This is a genomic window from Sphingobacterium sp. IITKGP-BTPF85 (assembly GCF_001006065.1).
Taxonomy (GTDB): Bacteria; Bacteroidota; Bacteroidia; order Sphingobacteriales; family Sphingobacteriaceae; genus Sphingobacterium; species Sphingobacterium anhuiense.
The window spans coordinates 1-23032 of the sequence record NZ_ASZT02000086.1 but is presented as its reverse complement, the minus strand read 5'-3'; the positions used below and the strand labels follow the sequence as shown (position 1 = coordinate 23032).

General features: G+C 36.4%; 23 protein-coding genes, 1 tRNA gene and 3 pseudogenes. 5 read left to right on the top strand and 22 right to left on the bottom strand.

Features of this window, described 5'->3' with window-relative positions; translation table 11 throughout:
• The 15 genes and pseudogenes from L950_RS16215 to L950_RS35595 all read right to left on the bottom strand — a co-directional run.
• Positions 1–489: hypothetical protein (locus L950_RS16215; RefSeq protein ID WP_031288472.1), on the bottom strand; the 489-nt coding region annotated here is incomplete at its 3' end.
• 243 nt (positions 490–732) lie between these two features.
• Positions 733–806: transfer RNA gene (locus L950_RS16210), tRNA-His, on the bottom strand.
• A 115-nt stretch (positions 807–921) separates the two neighbouring features.
• Positions 922–2810 (bottom strand): annotated as a pseudogene (gene htpG / locus L950_RS16205) (molecular chaperone HtpG).
• Positions 2811–2939: 129 nt separating this feature from the next.
• Positions 2940–3182 carry a hypothetical protein gene (locus L950_RS16200; protein ID WP_021190307.1) on the bottom strand — a complete coding sequence of 81 codons (243 nt, stop codon included), beginning with the start codon at positions 3180–3182 and terminating at the stop codon, positions 2940–2942.
• Positions 3183–3311: 129 nt separating this feature from the next.
• Positions 3312–3797, bottom strand: a complete 486-nt coding sequence (locus L950_RS26775) for an energy transducer TonB (protein ID WP_197086469.1) — start codon at positions 3795–3797, stop codon at positions 3312–3314.
• Positions 3798–3801: 4 nt separating this feature from the next.
• On the bottom strand, positions 3802–4884 hold the full coding sequence (locus tag L950_RS16190) for a DUF2891 domain-containing protein (RefSeq protein WP_021190305.1): 1083 nt from the start codon (positions 4882–4884) through the stop codon (positions 3802–3804).
• Positions 4885–5011: 127 nt separating this feature from the next.
• Entirely contained in the window at positions 5012–5206 is a 195-nt protein-coding gene (locus L950_RS33570) for a hypothetical protein (RefSeq protein WP_231577337.1), read from the bottom strand.
• A complete protein-coding gene (locus L950_RS16185; RefSeq protein WP_231577336.1) occupies positions 5188–6285 on the bottom strand; it encodes an alpha-L-fucosidase in 1098 nt (365 codons plus the stop codon). Before L950_RS16185 ends, L950_RS33570 begins: the two co-directional genes overlap by 19 nt.
• Entirely contained in the window at positions 6198–6512 is a 315-nt protein-coding gene (locus tag L950_RS33565; protein WP_231577335.1) for a hypothetical protein, read from the bottom strand. Before L950_RS33565 ends, L950_RS16185 begins: the two co-directional genes overlap by 88 nt.
• Positions 6513–6522: 10 nt before the next feature.
• Complete coding sequence (locus L950_RS35610) at positions 6523–7161, bottom strand: family 20 glycosylhydrolase (protein WP_262507115.1); 639 nt, start codon at positions 7159–7161, stop codon at positions 6523–6525.
• Positions 7158–8146: pseudogene (locus L950_RS35600) on the bottom strand (family 20 glycosylhydrolase). Before L950_RS35600 ends, L950_RS35610 begins: the two are co-directional and overlap by 4 nt.
• Before the next feature lie 175 nt (positions 8147–8321).
• Positions 8322–9023, bottom strand: coding sequence for an SIR2 family NAD-dependent protein deacylase (locus L950_RS16175; RefSeq protein ID WP_037526307.1), 702 nt, complete (start codon positions 9021–9023; stop codon positions 8322–8324).
• A gap of 14 nt (positions 9024–9037) precedes the next feature.
• A complete protein-coding gene (locus L950_RS16170) occupies positions 9038–9484 on the bottom strand; it encodes a hypothetical protein (protein WP_156169724.1) in 447 nt (148 codons plus the stop codon).
• A 42-nt stretch (positions 9485–9526) separates the two neighbouring features.
• Positions 9527–10915: an alpha-L-fucosidase gene (locus tag L950_RS16165; RefSeq protein ID WP_262507112.1), complete on the bottom strand. Its 1389-nt coding sequence runs from the start codon at positions 10913–10915 to the stop codon at positions 9527–9529.
• 44 nt (positions 10916–10959) lie between these two features.
• Positions 10960–11367, bottom strand: a complete 408-nt coding sequence (locus L950_RS35595; protein ID WP_262507111.1) for an alpha-L-fucosidase — start codon at positions 11365–11367, stop codon at positions 10960–10962.
• 107 nt (positions 11368–11474) lie between these two features.
• Here L950_RS35595 and rnhA point away from each other — a divergent pair, with 107 nt between their 5' ends.
• A complete protein-coding gene (gene rnhA / locus L950_RS16160) occupies positions 11475–11978 on the top strand; it encodes a ribonuclease HI (RefSeq protein WP_021190302.1) in 504 nt (167 codons plus the stop codon).
• A gap of 71 nt (positions 11979–12049) precedes the next feature.
• On the opposite strand, the gene trxB is transcribed toward rnhA, so the two are convergent.
• From trxB to L950_RS16130, 6 genes and pseudogenes are all read right to left on the bottom strand, one after another.
• Positions 12050–13000 carry a thioredoxin-disulfide reductase gene (gene trxB / locus L950_RS16155; RefSeq protein WP_021190301.1) on the bottom strand — a complete coding sequence of 317 codons (951 nt, stop codon included), beginning with the start codon at positions 12998–13000 and terminating at the stop codon, positions 12050–12052.
• A gap of 47 nt (positions 13001–13047) precedes the next feature.
• Positions 13048–13998 carry a 3'-5' exonuclease gene (locus tag L950_RS16150; protein ID WP_021190300.1) on the bottom strand — a complete coding sequence of 317 codons (951 nt, stop codon included), beginning with the start codon at positions 13996–13998 and terminating at the stop codon, positions 13048–13050.
• A 92-nt stretch (positions 13999–14090) separates the two neighbouring features.
• A complete protein-coding gene (locus tag L950_RS16145; RefSeq protein WP_021190299.1) occupies positions 14091–15395 on the bottom strand; it encodes a M16 family metallopeptidase in 1305 nt (434 codons plus the stop codon).
• Entirely contained in the window at positions 15385–16638 is a 1254-nt protein-coding gene (locus L950_RS16140) for a M16 family metallopeptidase (RefSeq protein WP_021190298.1), read from the bottom strand. Before L950_RS16140 ends, L950_RS16145 begins: the two co-directional genes overlap by 11 nt.
• 19 nt (positions 16639–16657) lie before the next feature.
• Positions 16658–17555 (bottom strand): annotated as a pseudogene (gene hemF / locus L950_RS16135) (oxygen-dependent coproporphyrinogen oxidase).
• Positions 17556–17561: 6 nt separating this feature from the next.
• A complete protein-coding gene (locus L950_RS16130) occupies positions 17562–18596 on the bottom strand; it encodes an NAD(P)H-dependent glycerol-3-phosphate dehydrogenase (protein WP_262507116.1) in 1035 nt (344 codons plus the stop codon).
• 283 nt (positions 18597–18879) lie between these two features.
• Between L950_RS16130 and L950_RS16125 the strand changes: the two genes are divergently transcribed.
• Both L950_RS16125 and L950_RS16120 read left to right on the top strand, forming a co-directional pair.
• Complete coding sequence (locus tag L950_RS16125) at positions 18880–19197, top strand: hypothetical protein (RefSeq protein WP_156169723.1); 318 nt, start codon at positions 18880–18882, stop codon at positions 19195–19197.
• 314 nt (positions 19198–19511) lie between these two features.
• Positions 19512–19754 carry a DUF1456 family protein gene (locus tag L950_RS16120; protein WP_021190295.1) on the top strand — a complete coding sequence of 81 codons (243 nt, stop codon included), beginning with the start codon at positions 19512–19514 and terminating at the stop codon, positions 19752–19754.
• An 80-nt stretch (positions 19755–19834) separates the two neighbouring features.
• Here L950_RS16120 and L950_RS16115 read toward each other — a convergent pair whose 3' ends face one another.
• Positions 19835–20323, bottom strand: coding sequence for a hypothetical protein (locus L950_RS16115; RefSeq protein ID WP_021190294.1), 489 nt, complete (start codon positions 20321–20323; stop codon positions 19835–19837).
• Between the two features lie 404 nt (positions 20324–20727).
• Here L950_RS16115 and L950_RS16110 point away from each other — a divergent pair, with 404 nt between their 5' ends.
• Positions 20728–21708, top strand: a complete 981-nt coding sequence (locus L950_RS16110; protein ID WP_021190293.1) for a helix-turn-helix transcriptional regulator — start codon at positions 20728–20730, stop codon at positions 21706–21708.
• Positions 21708–22736, top strand: coding sequence for a helix-turn-helix transcriptional regulator (locus L950_RS16105; RefSeq protein WP_021190292.1), 1029 nt, complete (start codon positions 21708–21710; stop codon positions 22734–22736). The genes L950_RS16110 and L950_RS16105 overlap by 1 nt, the downstream gene beginning before the upstream one ends.
• Positions 22737–23032 lie beyond the last annotated feature (296 nt).

Sequence of the window (23032 nt, the reverse complement as noted above, 5' to 3'; positions counted from 1 at the left end):
AAAATTTTGACAATCATTATAAAGAGTAAACTTTCTCATCTTTACATTCACCGGAAATAGTCTATTTAACCACCATTGCTTCTCATTTTTAATAAATTCAGGGAAATCGCTCAGATAAAAGGTATAATAAGCATGATCATCGCCGGGATAATCGAAATAGACGATCTTGTCAATAATAGACCATTTAATGCTATAGGTGCCGTCAACTATGGGCTTATGAATCCAAATTTCTTGTTCTGAATAAGTGATAATATTCCGTAGTGCTTCGCTAGATCGCTTTTGTTTTTCAGATAAGTGGAAACCAAATATAAAACCATAAATACAGATCGCTGGCAAAAGTACAAACAGGATAATGGTAATCCATCCATAGACCGGTACATTTTCTGGATATTTCACGGCGAAAAATACTAGCAGGATTCCAAGAAGCAGAAAAATACCTAATGGTATGACAAATATCAGTTTTGGATTTTTATTAATGAATTCTTTCATAATATCGGATACTAATCACTTATAATTGCTGGTTGTCAAATTAGTTACTTATTAGAAACAGCTACAATCTTTCGTAATAAAGATAACCATTCTTAATACTAAGTTTCAAATCATAATCTTAAGTATAGCAATGCAAGAATTAAACCACTCGAGTGCATTTACAAACATATCGTTTATATCGGATTTTGAGTATCATAAAAGTTTAAAAAAAGAAAAGGCGAAAGATAAATCTTTCGCCTTTTGGGTAAATGATGGGGCTCGAACCCACGACCCTCGGTACCACAAACCGATGCTCTAACCAACTGAGCTACATCTACCGTGTTTGTGCTACAAAAGTAGAATTTTATTTGATATACTCCAAATGTTTTTAAGCAAAAAATCCTCATTACAACGTATCGTAATGAGGATTAAGCTATTATTTTTTAATTTTTATTAGATCATCTCAACACTGCGTTTCACGAATGATGTTAATGCAGCACCTGTTAACAAACCGCGTGATAATAAAGCCAAGTCAAACGCTTGTTTTGCTAATTGTGCACCTTCTTCTTCAGTACTTGATAAAATGCGTTTCACCAGTGGGTGGTTACCATTTACCGTTACCTTATAGTTATCAGGTAAGTTACCGTAAAAGTTCATACCGCCATTGGTTTTGGCCATATCTTTCATACGACGCATAAATTCATCGATCGTTACTGATACTGGTAATTCTTCTGCAGATAAGGCATCCACTTCAACTTTCATGTCAGGACGGCTGATTGCTTTTTCAAAGATTGATAAGGCTTGTTTAGATTCTTCTTCAGAAATTGACAATTCTTGCTTCTCATCTTTTTGAATCAACTTATCAATGACATCGGCATCTACACGTTTCAACTGTACCTTTTCACCTCCTTTTTGTTCCAAATAAGAAGTGATATGCGTATCCAGAGGTCCGTCTAAAACCAATACATCATAGCCTTTTGTTTTTGCTGTAGCAATAAAGCTATCTTGTTGAGCAGCATCATGGGTATATAAATAAATGATATTTCCATCTTTATCAACTTGAATATCTTTTACTTTTTCGTAATACTCTTTAATTGTGTAGTTCTCTTTATTTGTATTGGTCAATAAACAGAATTCATTTGCTTTTTCAGCAATTTCTCATCGCTCAACATACCATATTTGATAAATAGACCGATATCATTCCATTTTTCTTCAAAACCTTTACGATCCGTTTTAAAGATTTCCTGCAACTTATCAGCTACTTTTTTAGTGATATAATTGTTGATCTTTTTCACGTTACTATCTGCCTGCAAGAAGCTTCTTGAAACGTTTAACGGGATATCCGGTGAGTCGATTACACCATGTAACAACATTAAAAATTCAGGAACAATATCTTTTACTTCGTCGGTAATGAATACTTGACGTGAGTATAATTTGATTTTATTACGTTGAATTTCTAATTCATTTTTAATTTTCGGGAAGTATAAAATTCCGGTTAAATTAAATGGATAATCAACATTTAAATGGATCCAGAATAATGGTTCGTCCATTGAATATGGATACAACTCTTTATAGAAAGCCAAATAGTCTGCATCTGTCAGTTCAGATGGAGCTTTGGTCCAAGCTGGGCTTGTGTTGTTGATGATGTTATCAACTTCAACAGATTTATATTTTGGTTTTCCTTCTTCATCTTCGCCATCTGGTTCAGAAGTTGTTTTCGTTCCGAAGCGGATATTTACAGGAAGGAAACGCGCATATTTGTCCAAGATCTCCTGTAAACGCGATTGACTTAGGAATTCTGAAGACTCTTCATTAATGTGTAAAATGATATCAGTACCACGTGTCGTACGTGTACCTTCAGAAATTTCATACGAAGTACTACCATCACATGTCCAATGCGCAGCTTCTGCCCCATCTTGGTAAGATAACGTTTCGATTTCAACGTTATCAGCAACCATGAATGCGGAATAGAAACCTAATCCAAATCGACCGATGATTTCATTTGCATCATTTGCTTCTTTGAATTTTTCCATAAATTCAGTTGCACCTGAGAAGGCAACTTGATTGATGTATTTTTTAATCTCGTCAGCTGTCATACCGATACCATTATCCGAAATGGTAATCGTTTTTGCTGCTTCATCAAGTTTTACATCAACTAATAAATCACCCACTTCACCTTGGTATTGACCTAATGAAGCTAAGCGCTTTATTTTTTGAGAAGCATCTACCGCGTTTGAAACTAACTCGCGTAAGAAGATCTCATTATCAGAGTATAAGAATTTTTTAATGACAGGAAAAATGTTTTCCGTGTGGATTGAAATAGATCCTTTTTCTGTGTTCATATATATTTTATATTTAATTGCTAATTGATTTCACAGTTAAACATCAATCTATATTCCAAACAGTCAATTTGAGACAAGATGTCATATTTTAAGTTAAAATGACAATATCAGGGCTGTTCATTGCTTGACTTAATCTTTATTTTTTATTGTCGTCAACAATTCATTTGCATTTTTATCAAATGCTATTGAAATTACTGCATTTGTACAGTTCCAAATAACAGGATTTGCTTCCAATTGGTTCAAATCGGTATCCTGATCTATTTTCCTAAATTTTATAAGCGAAGGTTCTCCATAAAGGAGTATCAATTCTTGCAAAAAACGATTGTAATTAGAGATTATCTCGTCTTTTCCATCATTAGAAAATTTATACATGAGTGCAAACTCATCGACCTTTTTTCGTCTGAAGCGCGAATTCCAAAAAATTGGCTGTTAGATCTTTGAATTTATAATTGGGAACAAAAACAGTATGACCTTGATCATGAACGGACAATTTCTTCTGATTTACGAATCCGATGATTTCATCTTTTTTCCACGATAAGGCATATCAAATATCGTCTTAATAGATTCATTAATCAACGGTGCTTCAGAAGTTTCCATTAAATTTAAACGTATCGGAAGTGTGTAGGCTACTCTGACCGGTTTACCTTTTTGATAACCAGGTTTCCAATTGCCATATTCTTTGATGAGCCGTATTCCTTCCTCCCCCGTACCAAACCCCAGATCTTTTTCAACTTTCATGTCGACTATTGATACGTCTTTTTCAACCACAAATGAGATCTCCACCAAACCTGAAATTTGATTATCGATCATCTCCTTAGAATAATGAAAATTATCTCCAATATAGCGCATAAATTCATCCATACCTTTAGGTGGTAAAGGATGCTGATCGACAACATCGGCAGCACTCTCCTTCTTATTTAAAGAAATCGGGCTACATGAACTGATCATGCTCAATGCGATTATAATCGAAAAAATAAACTTGATCATAAACTTACTGATGTGTAATAGCATATAATGCAAAAGTTCCTAACCAATGCGCGCCCATATAGTCGTCATTGCTGATATTTGGCAACGAGTAAGTGAGGTGGTTATTCGCCTGTTGATGTAAATGATTTAATTCCGGTAATTTTGTCGCGATGCCATTTAGACAAGTTGCACGGCTAAAATTCAGTCCATCTAAATGAACAAGCTTACCATCCGTACGGTCTTTAACAATACCCGGCTCTAACTTAAACTCTTTCACAAACAAATCGGGCATAAAGTCTGTTAACCATTTTTTATATTCGTCATCATTTAAAACTTTTGTCATCAATAATGCCTCTTCTAAGCAGGGAGAAAGAAAGTCGCTACCACTTGGTTCATATGCGAGCGAGCAGGATTTATCGTTTATAAAAAGGCGCTTTGCATGTTGTGTAATTAAATTTTGAAAAGCTGTATCTTGCGTTACCTTCGCATAATCCATTGATAAGGTAAATCCAAAAGCGGTGTTATCATGCTGTCCCGAACGAATTGGGTAAACGAGTTTAGGCAAGTACCCCTCGTAGCGTTTTACGAGCAGATCTGCCAAAGGTTGCAATGCTGTGGCCCACTGTTTCCCTTCAGCATCATTCCAAGTCAATAATTCAGCCTGTAACTGCAAGAGCCACGCCCATCCATAGGTGCGTTCGAAGCTTGTGTTATTACTGTCTAGAAAGAAAGCAATTTCCTGATCAACATTCGTTTTAGTTATTTTATCGTTCAAGATCAGTCTCGCCTGCTTACTTTCACTAAGATTAGGAAATGTTTTCAATATTTTAACGATGGACCAATAACCATGAACGGATGAATGCCAATCAAAACAGCCATAAAAAATGGGATGTAATTGTTTTGGTGATTTTAGATCCTTAGCAGATCCGATGACCTGCCCCAATTTATTTGGATACTCCTGTTCAAGGCAATGTAACGGCAGTGCCAATATCCTTTTTGCTTCAGTAGAATCCAGTACGACCTGTTGATTTTTTCCTTCTGTGCTATTTTCTGTTTCTGTTTGTTGAGAAGTTGTTCCTTGATTTTTGTTGTTATTGTTGCATGACAATAAAACAGTACAAGTAAAATGGTAACTAATATTTTGATCATTTGCGGTGCATTAATTGATTTTTAAAAGTAATAAAAAAAAGCCAAAATCATTAAATTTTGGCTTTTTTAGACGTTTATAAAAGATTTTACATCTTAGCATCCATTAGCTTCTCTGCTTTTCCTTTAGGTACGCCGGTTTTCATTTTAATGACAAACGCTTGATTCGACTGGAAACTTTTGGGCAATAACACGTCATAATAGGTGTTTTTATCGAGATCAATACCAAGATCTGAATGACGCACCTCTAACATTTGTCCATTGGCTAATAACGTGGCAGACACAGGAACTTCTGTCGCAGTTTGGGCACAGATATCCGAACAATATTGTTAACGGGCCTGTTGAAAACTGTGAGGTATAAGTTATCAGCTTTTTTAGTGAAGTATCCTAGTTTAGAAGTGGTCATCCCAGCATGTTTGGCTCCATAAATTGCTTCACCATTTATTTTCATCCATTCACCAAGCTCTTTTGCTATTTTATCTTCCTCAGGATGCATATTTCCTTGGCCATCTGGACCGAAATTTAAAACAAAATTACCACTTAGGGATGCTGAATAGGTCAGCATATCGATAATATCGTCTGTCGTTTTGGTATAAATACCCGACCAATCTTTCATGTATCCCCAGCCGTTTGGTGGAATTGTCATCACACAATCCCAATCACGTCCCTCTAGCCAAGTAATATCTCCCGGCAATTTGCGTTCCCAACCTTGTTCATAATCGCCCAACATCTGACCATTTGAATCAAAATGACGTTTCCCAAATTCATCATTTCGGAAACGGGAGCCGATGATAAGACCGGGATGCTTTTGCCGAAGTTCTTTTTCAAGATTATAAGTAAAATCATAAGACTTTATCCAAGACTGATCCCAAGTGCCATCAAACCAAAATCCTTTCATCTGTGGATAATTTGTCATCAACTCCAGTAACTGATTTCTAGTATATTTCAAGAATTTATCAAACTTTTTCTTTTCCTCTACCGTTTTAGGTTCTTTACCCATGTAATCCGGATTGTTCCATTCTAATACAGAGAAATAAAGGTAAACATCGATACTTACTGCGGTATAAGCATCTACTACCTCTTTGACTATATCTTTTTTATAGGGTGTTTTACTGATATTATAAGGGGAATATTTGGTTGGCCACATCGCGAAACCATCGTGGTGCTTTGTCGTAAAAATTACATACTTTGCTCCCATGTCTTTTGCCTGCTTTGCCCAACGCTTTGCGTCAAAATCTTTGGGATTAAATTGTTTGTAAAGATTGTCGTACGTATTCACCCAATCTTTTGGAGCTGATGATCCTCTCCATGAACGGATCCATTCGGATGCTGCTGCACCACCACGGCACTCACTCCTTCCCATTCATTACCCGGTATTGCATAGAGACCCCAATGTATAAATTGACCTAATCCATAATTGCGGAATGCAACCATTGCCTCATCTGTCCGATTGGCAGGTGACAACGGTCCATACTTAATTTCTTTGATTTCTGTTGATTTAATTTTAGGTCCAGTCCATTGTGCCTGTATTGAATTAACTGTAGCTAACAATGCCACAGCAAGTACAGACTTTTTTAATAAGTTATTCATATTTAATTGGTTATTCAGGATTATCAATATAAGCACGTTGTGTCTTTTTTATCACCACAGGTTCAGGATGTGCATTCGTAAATGGATCGTAGTAGTATAAATTTGCTTCACGGTACAGGTTCAAGTGTTTTTTTAATGATTCTGAAAATTGCATGTAATTTTTATTTGAACTTTTTGTCCACCCGACCTCCGCCAAAGCGGCTAATCGTGGAAAAGTTAAATAGTCCAATCGAGTGGTATTGATAACGGTTTCTGTCCATAAATTACCCTGAATGCCTAAGATTTGATTTTTCTCGGTGGTCAACGAAGCGTAATTATCCGGAGAAAAATTATAAACATTTTCCAAAGGATTGTATAGCTTTCCCCATTTTCGTCCATACTTATGTGATTCTTCCTGTACAAAATCAAAATAAAGCGGTAATCTTGGTGTCAGTATTGTTTTATAGCCAGCCTTTAATATTTTTTTTAACTGTTCAGGTTTATCATGTCGCCACCACATGAGTATAGTTTTCTCTTTTGATAAATCGGCATCTACCATTTCATCCCAGGCAAGCAAAGTGGCATCCATTGTTTTTAGCGAATCTGCCATGCGACGCATGAAGTAATTTTCTACCGCTTTGTTATCATTTAGATGATGTTTCTGCTTCAAATCCTGCACTTTGGTATCTGAATTCCAGGCCTCACTGCCAATGATACTTCATCTCCCCCTATATGTATTACCGAAGAAGGAAACAGCGCTTTTGTTTCGCGCAACACCTGAGTTAAAAAAGAATACGTTATATCTTTCGCCGGATGAAAAGTAAAATCTGGGTGTTTATCATTTCCACCACCACTTAATTGGGGATAAGCTCGATTTGCCGCTGTGGCATGGCCGGGCATATCGATTTCAGGAATGACTTCGATGTTCCTTTCTTGTGCATAAGCTACAATCTCTGTAATGTCTGCCTGCGTATAATAGGCCGCGGGAGCATATGGATCAGTCTGGGAGCAATCCCACCGATCAATGTTAGAAGTGGATATTTTTGAATTTCTAACCGCCAAGCAGGCTCATCAGTTAAGTGCCAGTGAAACTTATTGAGCTTATAAAATGCCATCCAATCTAAAATTGATTTCACTTTTTCTTTTCCAAAGAAGTGACGTGATTCATCTAACATAAAACCTCGCCATACATATGCAGGTTTATCTTTGATCTCAAAAATATTTACACTGATTCCCGATGTTGATTTTTTTCCAAAGCTCAATACCTGCAAAAGCGAGCTTACTGCATAAGTAGCTCCTGCAGGAGAGCTTGCATAAATAATTAACGTATTGCTATCTGTCTTAATTTCATATTCCTCAATTTCAAGATTTTCCTTATGAACAAATCGAATGTTTGAAACCGTCTTCTTATCATGATGAACAAGTCCTGTATAACCAAATTTTGATAAAAGCTGCTTCTGCAGATATCGACCTACAGCGTCAAACTCCTTATCTCCAATCTGTATTTTACTACATGAAGGAAAGCAATACAGCCCGTCCCTAATCTGTATAAAATCTGGTTTTGGAATTAGGGATAGCTGTGCTTTCGTAACACTATAGTTAATCGTAAGCAAGACGATAAATGCTGCTGCTTTGCCCAGTTTTTTTGTGATCATAAATTTTATTAAACCTATCACGACTACGCTTGATTTTCTCAAGGTGTGGTCAGAAAGAACAACGTATTAATTCGATTTATAAAATTTAAATATATGCTTCTTGCGGATCATCTCAGGGAATATCGAGGATGCAAACGATTGTGCAAACAACGAAAACGTTAGCGTAATGAATTGCTTACAAAGTAGTATATCGCTCTATGAGCTGGGCAACCAGATATGGAACTGCCTCCGATGCAGTACTTTCTATGGTACTGGCTCTTTTGGGTATCCGCGATGTGTTAATTTGTTTATCAACAACATATAAATCGCAGGTCGGAGCTATGACATCGACCAAACCAGCAGCTGGATATACTGCCAAAGAGGTCCCGATAACAATCATTATGTCGGCCTCTCGTGCCATGTAAATGGCGGTCTCCATATTTGGAACTGCCTCACCGAACCATACTATATCAGGTCTTAATTGAGAACCTTTTTCACATAGGTCACCCATTTTGATGTCGTAACCGTCGATTGGATAGATTAACCTTTTATCTTTCGATGAGCAAGCTTGATCTAATCTTCCATGCAAATGAAGCACATGATCAGAACCTGCCCGTTCATGTAATGTATCTACATTTTGCGTCACAATCTGTACATCAAATGATTTCTGCAAAACAACTAAAGCTTGGTGTGCAGCATTCGGTTTAGCCTGCATAGCGACTTGTCGCCTCATGTTATAAAAATCTTGAACAAGTTTGGGATTACGGTACCAGCCATCAATACTAGCAACGTCCTCGACATCATGGCCCTCCCACAAGCCATCGGCATCTCTAAATGTCTTTATACCACTTTCTGCTGAGATACCGGCTCCGGTAAATACGATGATTTTTTTCTTCATATCTTTTTTATCTATTACCAAGTTAATACCGAATCTTGGAAATTTGTTGGCAACTGTAGTTTAATTGAGTCTTTGCTGCTAATGACACTATTGTTGGATGTTAAAAATGCTCTTTCAAAACTCACAAAAATTTTATTCGGTATATGCAATTCTAAGGGAGATTTGGCTTTAAAAACATAACGGTTGTTTTCCAAACTCAGATTCTTATAGATCCGATAAGCCACTACCTTAGCTTTTATTTTTTCGATTCCAGTAAGTTTCTTTATATCAGTTGTATTTTGAGCTTGGCTATCCTCATAATACATGAAATGATCGGAATTTGCGAGATCTCTAATATCCAAGCGTTGCTCTACCACTTCCAGGGCAAGTGAATCGGCACGTTGCTTTTGCGCTTTACTTCCGTTTCCGTTATTACAGGAAATTAGCAGTAGTAAAAATAACAGTGGTAATAAAAATTTCATAGTCATAAAAAAAGAGGCATTTTTAATTGCCTCTTTACAAATTTATAAATTACTTTCAATAGCTCCTACGTGCTCTCGATACAATTCAATTGGTTTATCTAATAAAACAGCAATTATTGTCATGTTTTTATCGATCCGTTCTTTGGGAACATCAATATACACAATACCTGGTGTCGAGCTCCAGTATAATTTATTGAATATATCATGTCCGATCATAGAACCTTCACCTACGATGCGTATACGTGCTATGGTATTCTTAAGCCCCTTTAATGCAATAGGCCCCGTTGGAGTTCCTTCAACGAAAAGATAAAGTGTCTGCTTATCTTTAGATAGTGCACTTAATCCCGCGTAGTGTCCATCAGCAATTCCAGCTTCAGCATCATGTAAGATTTCTGCATTTTTCGTTACCCACTCTTTAATTTCGGCAGCTGTAAATTTTAAGTTTTTATCTAATATATCGCCGTCTGCACTGATCTTGTCTTTAAACAAATTGGATCCTATGGCTGTAGATTTACTAATTGTTGCAATTGCATGCGCTACTTGACTTTGGCCTGCAATTTCATAAGCAGTATAACTCACTTCTTTTCTTTCCAAATCAATAGCTGGCTTCTCATTAAAGGTAATGGCTACAACAGTTACAGCTGGATCGAAATTAGCTGTAGGTAGATTTAATTCCAGTGTATAGTCATCATACTGATAATCTATCTTATCTGGGTTTCCAACAAATTTAACTGAAGCAGGTTTGGTTTTCAGACCTTGTAAAACTAATTTATCTTTTACGTTATCCAAGTAGATGTATAATGTTTTTCCATCTTTAGAAAAAGCATTTTTATCATTCCAAAACCGAGATTGCACTCCTGCACGCGTTCCGTAGATCGCATCTTTATGTTTAGAAGTCCATCTTCCTAATTCTTTCAAGATCTGCACCTGTTCTGTAGGTATTGTCCCATCGGCTTTGGGGCCAATATCCAATAAAAGATTTCCGCCCATTGAAATACAATCTACCAAAGTACGGACGATCATGTTTGGAGTTTTATAATGATGGTCAAAATGCTGATATCCCCAAGAGTCATTCATGGTATAGCAGAGCTCCCAATAGCGTGCTTCAGGTTTTACAACCGGAATACCCTGCTCTGGAGTATCATAGTCACCATGTTGATTCAGTCTGGAATTGATAATGATATTTGGATTATACTTACGCAATTGCGTCAATGTTTCTTTTGCACGCCATTCCTGATCATTGTGTTCCCAATCGCCATCAAACCAAATTAGATCTGGCTTATATGCTTTAGACAATTCTGCTAACTGTCCCTGATAGTAATTAACAAACTTATTCCACCGATTGGCATCATCGCCTACGTTATAACGTTTTTTTATTCTCGTATTGACATCATAATCTGGATGACTCCAATCTGGTAATGAGTAATACAATCCGGTTTTAAGACCTTTCTTCTGAAGTGCCGATACAAAAGGCGTCAGAACATCCTTTTAGCAGCAGCATCTTTCGCTGTTGTAATTGCATTATTCGATTTGCTATCCCAAAGAGATACACCATCATGATGACGTGTTGTAATGACCGAATACTTTGCTCCGGATTCCTGAATTAATTTTGCCCATTCTTCCGGTTGATATTGGTTGGCTGTAAAACCACCAAGTTGTTTCATGTAATTTTCATGACTGATATAGTTATTGAAAAAAGCCCAAGATTCAGAAACCCCCTTAACCGAATAAATTCCCCAATGGATAAAAATGCCTAATTTTGCATCTTCAAACCATTCCATTTTTTTTACGTCCTCATTCTTGTTTTTAGTTTCTTGTGCAAAAACGTTGTAGCTAGAAAGCGCTAAAAACAACACTGCTAATATTGACTTCTTCCGAATCATAGTTACTTATTGAAATATCAGGTTTTAAAAAGGTGAAAAGTAAGAATTTATTCGTTCAATTCAAACTTAAAGTCGGTTTTTTGGCTTAATAATTTATCTTTGTACTGATGATTGAATTATACACGGATGGTGCTTCGAGCGGTAATCCAGGACCAGGTGGCTACGGTACGATATTAAGGACAGTTTATACGGGTGATAATGAAGCGTATAAAGGTAAACTGATTGAGAAAGAGTTTTCTGGTGGTTATCGTAAGACCACTAATAATCGCATGGAGCTGATGGCGGTAATAGTTGGTCTAGAAGCTTTAAAAAATCTCAACCAAAAGGTTACAGTCTATTCAGATTCCAAATATGTTATAGATTCCATCGACAAGAAATGGGTATATGGTTGGATTCAAAAAGGATTTGCAGGAAAGAAAAATAAAGATCTTTGGATAAGATTGATGCAGGTATACAAACTACATCAGGTTAAATTAGTATGGGTAAAAGGGCATGCTGGCCATCCTTTAAATGAGCGGTGTGACCAGTTGGCTGTAAAAGCTTCGAAAGATCAATCTTCTTGGAAGATTGATTCAGTATATGAAATGGAAGAAGCTAAAGCTCAGCTATAAAATTTTTAAAGAATATGGTATAAAAAAGGCCAGGAATAATTTCCTGGCCTTTTTATGTGATTACGTATTATTTACGCAACATCCTCTTTAGCGGCTAGATAACGCTCTGCTTCTAAAGCAGCCATACAACCAGTTCCTGCAGCTGTAATTGCTTGGCGGTATACATTATCCTGTACATCTCCACAAGCAAATACACCTGGAATATTCGTTGCCGTCGTATTTGGCTGTGTAATTAAATAACCTGTTTCATCCATATCTAAGATACCGTTGAAAAGTTCTGTATTTGGCTTGTGTCCAATAGCAACAAAAAATCCTGTTACATCCAATACTTTTTCAGATTGATCTTTGTTATTTAAAACACGAACACCTGTTACCACTTGACCGTCACCTAAGATTTCCTTGGTTTCCGAATTGTAATGTACTTCGATATTTGGTGTATTCATCACGCGGTGAACCATTGCTTTAGAAGCTCTAAATTCATCACGACGCACCAACATATGTACTTTCGAACATAATTTTGCTAAATAGGTAGCCTCTTCAGCTGCCGTATCACCAGCACCTACAATCGCTACTTCTTGGTTTTTAAAGAAAAAACCGTCACATACTGCACATGCAGATACACCAAAACCATTATACTTTTGTTCGCTATCAAGTCCTAGCCATTTTGCTGTTGCACCTGTAGCGATGATTACTGTATCTGCAGTAACAGTTTTAATTCCGTCGATTTCAACCTGATGTACCGGACCAGAAAAATCAACTTTAGTTGCATATCCGAAACGGACATCAGTACCAAAACGTTCTGCTTGCATACGTAGATCTTCCATCATGATCGGTCCTGTAATCCCCTTTGGGTATCCAGGAAAGTTATCCACTTCTGTTGTCTGCGTCAACTGACCGCCCGGTACCATCCCTGTATAGATAACAGGTTTCATATCAGCACGGGCTGCATAAATCGCTGCTGTATATCCTGCGGGTCCTGAACCAATTATTAAACACTGTAGGTGTTCTATTTCTTGAGACATAATATTATTTTATAAAATATTGTTTTCTAATTAACGAGTACTATGACCTAACCAAATTTATTTTTTAGACTTGCTAACATATCATTTGTGATCGCTGTTGCTTGGCTTTTATTTTCTTGCTTTTGAAATTCTTTTTTAGCTTGCTTCTTATCTTCAGCCGCGTGAATGGGTTCTGTTGATTTTGCTGCTTTTTTAGCTGAGCGATGACGGTTCCAGATTATTTCTAAACATTTCTTAGTATAAAGTGGGAAGTCGCCATTTTGCATCCACGCATAGTAACTTGGTTCTACATCAAAAACCTCTGTAACCGGACGTCCTTTATGTTTACCAAAATTAATGACTTCTACTCCGTCTTCATTGTACACAATCCGTCCTGCAAAATCCACTGGTTTTGTCATATTAGTAAAATCTGACAATGCTTCGACGTCATTTACAACAGGTACAGATTGTTTACCATGCTTATCTTCATACACAGCACCTTCATACTTGGTTAACTGTGCTTTCAAAACTTCATATGTAGCTCTTACGTCTGCTTCTGCACTGTGTGCATTTTCTAGGCTTTCATTGCAATAGAATTTATAAGCAGCTTTCAAAGTACGTTGTTCCATTTGATGAAAAATATTCTGTACGTCAACAAAAACACGATTTTCCAACGAAAAATCAGCTCCTGAACGTAGGAATTCTTCCATCAGCATAGGGATATCAAATTTATTGGAGTTATAACCCGCTAAATCTGCGTCACCAATAAAATCTGCTACTTCTTGACTAATCGCTTGAAATGTTGGCGCGTCTATAATATCTTCGTCATAGATACCATGGAACATGGATGATTCTGCAGGAATAGGCATAAGCGGGTTAATCCGCTTCGTATATACTTGCTCCTCAGCATTAGGCAACACCTTTAATATTGATATTTCAACAATTCTATCTGCTGAGATATTGATTCCTGTAGTCTCTAAATCAAAGAATGCTAAAGGTTTCTTGAGTTTCAATTCCATTACGAATTTTATTTATTAAATTGTTCCATACATCATTGTATACAACAAAAATACAAAGTATGAATGATTTATTATTTATTGTCAGCCTTTAATTACAATTCAGAGACTAATTCTAGGGTTTTCATTTTTCCAACCACAATTTTAATCATCTTACTATAGTCAAAATACTGAATAGCGATTTCCTTTACTTTTTCAGGAGTCATCGCATTGATTTCATTCATATAATGGTCATAGTAAGTCAAATCCATGTTAGCAAGTAGCACATTTTTAAACTTATCTGCATGTGAAAAAATACTCTCTAAAGAACCTAGCATAGATCCTGAGAGGTAATTTTTCACTAAGTCCAATTCCTCTATAGTCGCTAATTCTGTTCTTAAAATTTCAATTTCTTTTTCGATTTCCGTCAATGTCGCATCGGTTACATCTACACCAACCTCTGTCGCAATAGTCAGAAAACCTCCATATTTTAAAGAACCCACAGCTGAACCGATACTGTAAGTATAGCCTTTTTCTTCTCGAATGTTACGCATGAGCCTTGACCCGAAAAAACCGCCCAGTAACGTATTTACAAATTGCAAAGCGGGATAATCCACATGGTTACGATTTATATTCGGCATACCGATACGTATGGCAGATTGCAATGCCTCTGCTCTTTCGTCATAAATCAATTGTCCTGTATCTGCAGTTAAATTCGGTTCGGTCAATGGTACCTCGTCTGTAGCCAGCCATTGATCACCAAAATATAAGCTAAGCTCTTGAAGCAAAGATTCAGATACATTACCGGAAATAATTAAACGACAATTAGATGGAGTAAATTGCTTATGGTATAAATCGATTAAAGCCTCTCTAGAAATCAAATCATATTCTTCTAAAGAGGGCGTTTTTCCATAACGGTTTCCCGAACCGAAAACATGATTATAATAGGTTCTTCTCGCTAAATAATCGTTTTTCTGAAGAGAAACCTGAAGCTTTTGCTTATTGTTTCTGAGATAGGTATCCAGTTCCTTCTGCGGTAAAACTGATTCTGTTAAAATCTCCTTGATCAAAGGTAATAACACATTACTATGTTTATTTAATGTGTACAATGTCAGCGAAGTGATATCAAATCCGTATTCTGGCATTAGAAAAGCCCCATAGAAGTCGACTTTATCCGCAATCTCAGCGCTGTTATAGTTTTTTGTTCCTTCCTTTAACAAAGCGCTTAGGGCACTATTTAGGAGCGGATTTTCATCTTCATTGAAGACATTATTAAAAATCCACTCAATGCGTACCAATTCTTGATCAGGCGAATGAAGGACATAAACAGGAATTCCATTGTTGAAAGCAAGTACTTTTGGGCTTTTTAAATGAATATCACCAATCGGTTTGGCTTCAGGTGCTACTGCTCTATTCAGCATTTGCCACCTCCTTTGATTTATAATACAATATAGATGCGTTTTCTTTTCTAAATATTTCGTTTGCCTGTTGCTGTATATGCTCCGATTGAACGGCCAAATACTTGGCTGTTTCATTGTTTAATTCATTGGCGTCACCAAGTAGCTCATAATATGCGAGATTCATGGCTTTATCCAAGATCGACAATTCGGCAAATACATGTGTAGACTCAATCTTATTCTTCACTTTTTCAAGCTCTTCTGCCGGAACAGGTGTAGATTTTAAGATATCCAGTTCTTTCCAGATGGCTTCCTCTGCTTGTTCCAGACTAATGCCGTCTGATGGTTTTCCCTCAATTAAGAATAAATTGGGGTCGATACTTCCCATCACATAGGCATTGATCTCACTGAATAGTTCCTGTTCTTTAACCAAACGACGGTATAGACGAGAAGATGATCCTCGAGACAGTAGATCTGATACTAAGTCCATTGCATGGTAGTTTTCATCCATACGTGCAGGTGCATGAAAAGATATAAACAAACTATCAAGTGGTACATCAGCCTCTACCACTTCCCTACGCTCTGCTATTTGTTTTGGTTCTTGAGGTAAATTTCTCATGTATTTATTTCCTGCAGGAATATCTGCAAACCATTTTTCTACCAGTGTTTTGATCTCCTCAAACTTAACATCACCTGCAATAACCATAATGGCATTCTGTGGTGTATAATGCTTCTGGAAAAATGCTTTTACATCTTCCATTTTTGCATCTTCAATATGTTTAAGTTCTTTTCCGATAGTTGCCCAGCGATACGGATGTACTTGGTAAGCTAAGGGTCTTAATTTCAACCATACATCACCGTAAGGTTGATTGAGGTAACGCTGCTTAAACTCCTCACATACAACACTTATTTGTGTTTCCAAACTTTGTTCAGAGAAAGAAAGGCTCAGCATACGGTCTGATTCCAGCCACAATGCCGTTTCTAGATTTGAAGAAGGTAGCGTGATGTAGTAATTGGTGATATCGTTACTGGTAAAAGCATTGTTTTCACCGCCCACACGTTGCAAAGGTGTATCATAGTCGGGAATATTGACTGATCCACCAAACATCAAGTGTTCAAATAAATGTGCAAATCCCGTTTGGTCTGGAGATTCATCCCGCGCACCGACATCATACAGTATATTGACACAGGCCATTGCTGTGTTATTGTCTTCATGAACAAGTACGCGAAGACCATTTTCTAGTTCAAATTTCTGATAAGAAACCATTCAGGTTATTTAAATTAATTTATTGTATCCAATTGATATCTTTTCTCAAAAGAGAAAGTGTTTTGGCTTCTTCCGAGCCTTCTTCTGGTTGAAAATCATAGGCCCAATTTGCCTGTGGCGGTAAACTCATTAAAATGGATTCGATACGTCCATTAGTTTCAAGACCAAATTTCGTTCCTGAATCCCAAACAAGATTAAATTCAACATATCTTCCTCTACGGAGGTATTGCCAGTTTTTATGGTGTTCTGTATAGTCTTTATGGCGATTTTTGTTTACCAGCTCGGTATATGTTGGTGCAAATGTACGTCCAAGGTCACATGAGAACTGAAAAATTTCCTCAAATGACAGACCTGTTTTTTCAGGTGTTAGTTTATCATAGAAAACCCCACCTATACCACGTGTTTCTTCACGATGGCGTACATAGAAGTAGTCATCTGCCCATTTTTTGAAATCTTTGTAAAAATCTTGGTGATGGATATCGCATACGTTTTTCAACTGCTGATGAAAATTGTGCATCTTCTTCAATAACATAGTGCGGTGTAAGATCAATGCCTCCGCCGAACCACCGAATTTCATCATTCAATTCGAAATAACGGATGTTCATGTGGATAATAGGAACGAATGGATTGTTTGGATGAATAACAATTGATACACCTGTAGCGAAAAATTCATCTTCATCGACACCAAATGATTTCTTGATCATTTCCGGCAATTTTCCATGCACAGCAGAGAAATTCACCCCACCTTTTTCAATGATATTGCCATGCTGCATAATCCTTGTACGGCCACCGCCGCCGCCATCACGTTCCCAAATTTCTTCTTCAAATTTAGCGGTACCATCAAGCTTTTCAAGTGCTTGACATATCTCGTCCTGAATTGTTTTATAAGTTTCAGCGATTTTTAATCTATCGATCATCTTGAATTAACTTAATTTTTCAGCCAGTTGGCTTATGATTGTTGCAGCAGATTTATGCTGGTATAAGATTTGGTGAACGGCTTCACAGATAGGTAAGGCAATCTGATGCTTACGCATATAATGCTGTATACATGCAGAAGCATAATAACCTTCTGCTACCATATTCATCTCAAGCTGGGCAGACTGTACACTATAGCCTTTTCCGATCATCGCTCCAAAAGTTCTGTTTCTACTGAACTGCGAATATGCTGTTACCAAAAGATCGCCTAAATACGCCGATTTATTAATATCGCGAAGAGGATTTGGATCAATGGTCTCGACATACGTTTCCATCTCGCGGATTGCATTTGAGATTAAAACCGCCTGAAAATTATCGCCATAGCCTAACGAATGACATATTCCTCCCGCCAATGCATAAATATTTTTCAATACAGCACCATACTCAATCCCATACACATCGTCCGAAATGATTGTTTTTATATACCGGCATTCCAGTAAAGATGCCACTAAGTTAGCATTTTCTTCAGATTTGGAACCAAAAGTCAAATAAGATAGTTTCTCCAAAGAAACTTCTTCAGCATGACACGGTCCACCGACAACTAAAATATTCTCCAAAGAGACATCGTATACCTCCTGTAAATAATCGCCAATAATCAGATTTTCATCTGGTACGATACCTTTTATGGCAGAAACAATAATTTTTCCTTCCAGATCTGCTTTTGTCACATCCTTTAAGGCTGCTTTCAAGTAAGCGGCAGGTGTATTCAAAATAATAATATTTGACACCTGAATTACTTCTCTTGCATTTGTTGAAATATGATCTGTATCCAGTTTTACTTCAACAGCACTTAAATAACTTGGATTTTTTTTATGCTTTTTGATATAGTCAACATCTTCTTGTTTACGGACCCACCAATGTATATCCTTTTCAACGACGTTGTCACCCAGCATTTTAATCATTGCTGTAGCCCAACTACCACTACCAATAAGCCCTACTCTATTTTTTGCATTAAATTTTGTTACTAGACAGTTTGAGCAAATATACTTAATTATATAATAATTAACATTCACCTGAACCCTAACTTGGTATATTATGCCTTAAAATAGGTTATTTTTGACGAAATTCCAACAGACTCACCAAGACATGTTATTTGGCGATCATGATTACTTATATAAGTATTCATTTAAATCGTAATGTGATAGCTAAATATTATTAAAAGAATAAATGACCAAATTTTAAAGCATACCCGTATGTACCTATATTTGTATTGAAAGACGGACTACACAAATAGTCATATCACTATAACTACTCGCTAATACCAAAATGGAACACATTAACTTTTCAAAAAACTGGAATAATAAATTGGACTGCGAGGCATTTACCACATTACGGATGCCCAATGAACGGTATAAGACTGGGCAAGTATTTGAGATTACATTAAATGAAGAAAGTAAAGGTTGCGCCACTCTTGTGGCAATCAAATACATCAATCTAGAAGATATCACTGAATACATCGCTCGGCTAGACACCGGCTGCTGTGCCGAAGATTGTAAAAACCTTATACGCGATATTTATCCAAGTGCTGATTTTACACAACAACGACTTGCATATCTTTTATTTGTAAAGTCTAAGGATAACTAAAATACTGTGCATAATATTTAAATTAAGGTCTGCCTTACACTTCAGGGCAATTATAGTTACAGTAGTATTGATTATGATTTACTCTTGAATGTTGCTCAATCCATTCATATAGACTTACATATTAGAGATTTCGCACAAGAAATAATTATTATTGGTCGTAAAGAACCGATATTATATGTTAATATAAGCTGTAATTATAATTGTATAATAAGACAAATATATCTAAGTTTGACAGGAATATTCATTTCTAACAGCGTTTTGGCTTGGGCACGAATAATAAAATATAGAAAATTTTAAGGTAACATATTTATAAGATGAGCAATAATGATATCATGAAAAAGCTTCGAGTAGCTTTAAAATTCACGGACGACGACATTATTAATGTATTAGCGTTAGTCGATTTTAGGGCAACGAAAACGGAATTAAGTGCCATATTTCGTAAAGAAGATCATCCAAATTTCAAACCTTGCGGAGACCAGTTACTTCGGAACTTCTTAAATGGATTAATAATCTATAACCGTGGCCCTCGAACTAAAAATAATGACCAGAAGGCATAATATAATCTTAAAATTATAAATAAAAGCAAAAAGTGTCGAAAGCATAACCTTCCGACACTTTTTTAGAATAAGATTAACGACTATAATCTCTCTAAACCTACTGTTCCATAAATACGCTCCATCACCACTACACCTTCGGGGCTCGTTACTTCAAAGGCATCATTGTCCACTTTTGACCATCCACCTACTACTTTATCTTTGTTATCGTATAACGTTGCACCATAAATTGTAAGTTTACTTCCACCTTTAAAAGTTAATGTCTTAAGATCGAAAGTACTTACTTTTGAACTATCGCCTTTAACCATCAGCGTTGCTTCCCTTACTACATTTATACCTACTTCTCCTTCAGTAACTGCATATTTTATTTTTACCGAAGCAACTTTTGTAAGATCTACCTTTGATCCAGCTGATTTTTCATTGACTGTACTATCTGTAAATACTAATCTTACAGATGTGATTGCATTTGTGGGAGGAGTCAATTCATCAGCATCATTTTTACTACAAGCTGTAATTCCTATTGCTATTGTTAAGACTAATAATAATTGACCGAGCATCTTTTTTGTTTTCATATTCTTTATATTTATATATTAATTTTATTTAAGACAAAATTACATGCAACTCCCAAGAAGCAATACCAGCATACCGTTATAAAATATCAACTGAAGACCAATTTTCACTTAATTTATGATTCTGTCCAAAAACGTATATAAAAATTTAGTCTTTTAACACTCTTTTTTACTGCAACTATTTAAATAATGGTCAAATAATTGCACTAATAATCAGAACTATAGGCTAGTATTTCATTATAAAGCAATATTTCAAGAAGTATAGTGTATCATGTACCAATTTTCATACGTTATAAATCAAGGTTTTTAACCTGAGTACAAACAGAACAACCTAACAAAATTCTAGTCCATGGGATACGACAGCTGTTATAAAATATTTAGTCACATAAAACAGTCATTATTTACATATGAAAGAAATCATTCATGAGTTTGGTATAGAAACTGACTGGGTAGAGCCAATGGCAAAAGCTTTAGGTGGATACATTAGCGGTAACCATATGCTAATTCCGGATACCGTCCATACCGGAACCCGCTATGTGCTATCTGTAAATCCAGACATCACGGTTATGTTTGCAGATGTCCTCTACCACCAAGATATTCACTTTAAGCTCCGCAATACAAATTCAGATTTTATTGGCATCTATTTTAATCTCACTGAAGGGGACTCTTCTCACATCACAAATAATGACGCATTGGCAATGGGAAGATGGAATTACAATCTTGCCATTGTTGAGAGCAGTGTAAACCTCGACTACCGTGTTAAAGCTGGAACCAAGACATACAACTTTTGCATTTTCCTCCGTAAAACACTTCTCAAAGAATATTTAATTGGTTCTGGACATATAAAAAAACTGATCAATCGGGTCTTTGATCAGAATCAAAATACGATATTTCACTATAATATCATGAGCAATAATAGTTTACAATATATTAATGAATTTCGAAATAGCAATATTGCCCCGCTAACCTTTGATTTGTTTCTTAGTGCAACGGTCTATAACTTATTGGGAGAATATCTTGATGAACTGATCAAAAAAGACCTTGTTGTCAGTAAACTTAACGACACTGATTTTACTGCTATCATTTCCTCTCAGGAATTTCTGATCAGTAAGCTTAAAGATTCTTTCCCAGGAATCAAAACAATTGCTGAACATGCTTTGATGTCCGAAACAAAATTTAAAAAATTGTATAAAAAGATCACAGGTCTTACTCCTTATGAATTTTACCTTAATAACAAGCTGGAGTTGGCACGTGATCTACTAGTAAGCGGGAACTATAATATTGGAGAAGTCGCCCACGAACTGCAGTTCCCAACCGCATCCAATTTAACACATCTCTTTAAAAATTACTTTGGCGTTTTACCCAAGGACTACTTAACAAAATTATAATGGAGACATCTGCAAAAAATAGTATTCAATTTTCTCATACGGTAACCATGGATACAGACTGGAGGCAAGATTTTATCGAAAAACTTGGAGCAAAATACCTTAATCAACGGCAATTGGTTTTTCCTGAAAATTTAGCTAACGGCGGCTCTTATCTTATGGAGGTCATTCCTGGCTTGACAGTTCTTGTGGTAGACCTCACCTTTCATCAAAGCATATCCTTTACTAAAGTTGCCTCATCCGGTGATTTCTGCATTGCATACTATGATATCAGTGACCAAATCAGCATTCACAAAGTCAATGATACGAAGAATAAAGTTGGTTATCATTCAAAATTAGGAATGGGGCTTGTTGATGCGGGTTTGAGCAGTACTTATATTCCCCCAATTTCAGAACGAATGTATTCTTTTCGGTTACTGATCTCGAAACAGCTTCTTCATAAACATCTGGGCAATATCGTTCCTGAGTCTATAGTTGAAAAGACTTATGCGAAAAAGAATACCATATATTTCTATAGTCACATGGATAGCCGTACCCGGGTGTTACTTCTAAAACTGAAAGATCGTCAATATGAAGACAGTTCCTACGAACTATTTCTCAAAGGAGCCGCCTTACAGGCTTTTGGAAGTCTTATTGAAAGGTTAAGTGAACAGAAATTTGTAGTAGGTAAGCTGTCTGAATTTGATGTACAACAAGTTGTGAATAGTCAAGTTTACCTTATGGAACAGTTGCTTGAAAAATTTCCAGATACTGAAAAGCTAGCCGAAATAGCCTGTATGTCTGTGACTAAATATACCCGATTATTCAAAAAAATATATAAATGCAATCCGAATAGCTTCTTTCTATCTGAAAAGTTGTTATTAGCAAAAGAAATGGTAAAAAGTGGTCAGTTCAATACCATATATGAAGTCGCTTATGCTCTGGGCTATTCAAAATCTGACTATTTCTCGGCTATTTATAAAAAGAGATATGGTGTACTTCCAAATGAGGATTTTGTTTCGTTGCGTAATTGCAAGGAAGCGACAGAGTAATGTAGTCGATGGTGTGTCGTAGTACTCTCCCCATGATGAATGACTTTTTCGCCAAGAGACTGACTTAAAGAGTCATTCAAATTCTCCTTTAGCATTTCCTTGATATAAAATAATCACAAGAAGAGCATTGGTAGACCATGAATACCGAAAACCAGCCACTAATCCAATAGTAATTATCGAAAATATAGCTTCTATAACGAATATCCATAAATAAACGACAGTTATAGTTTTAAAACCATCGAATATCAGTATTCGCTTGCTTCACCTGCTGTATATGGATATACTGGAGCATAGTG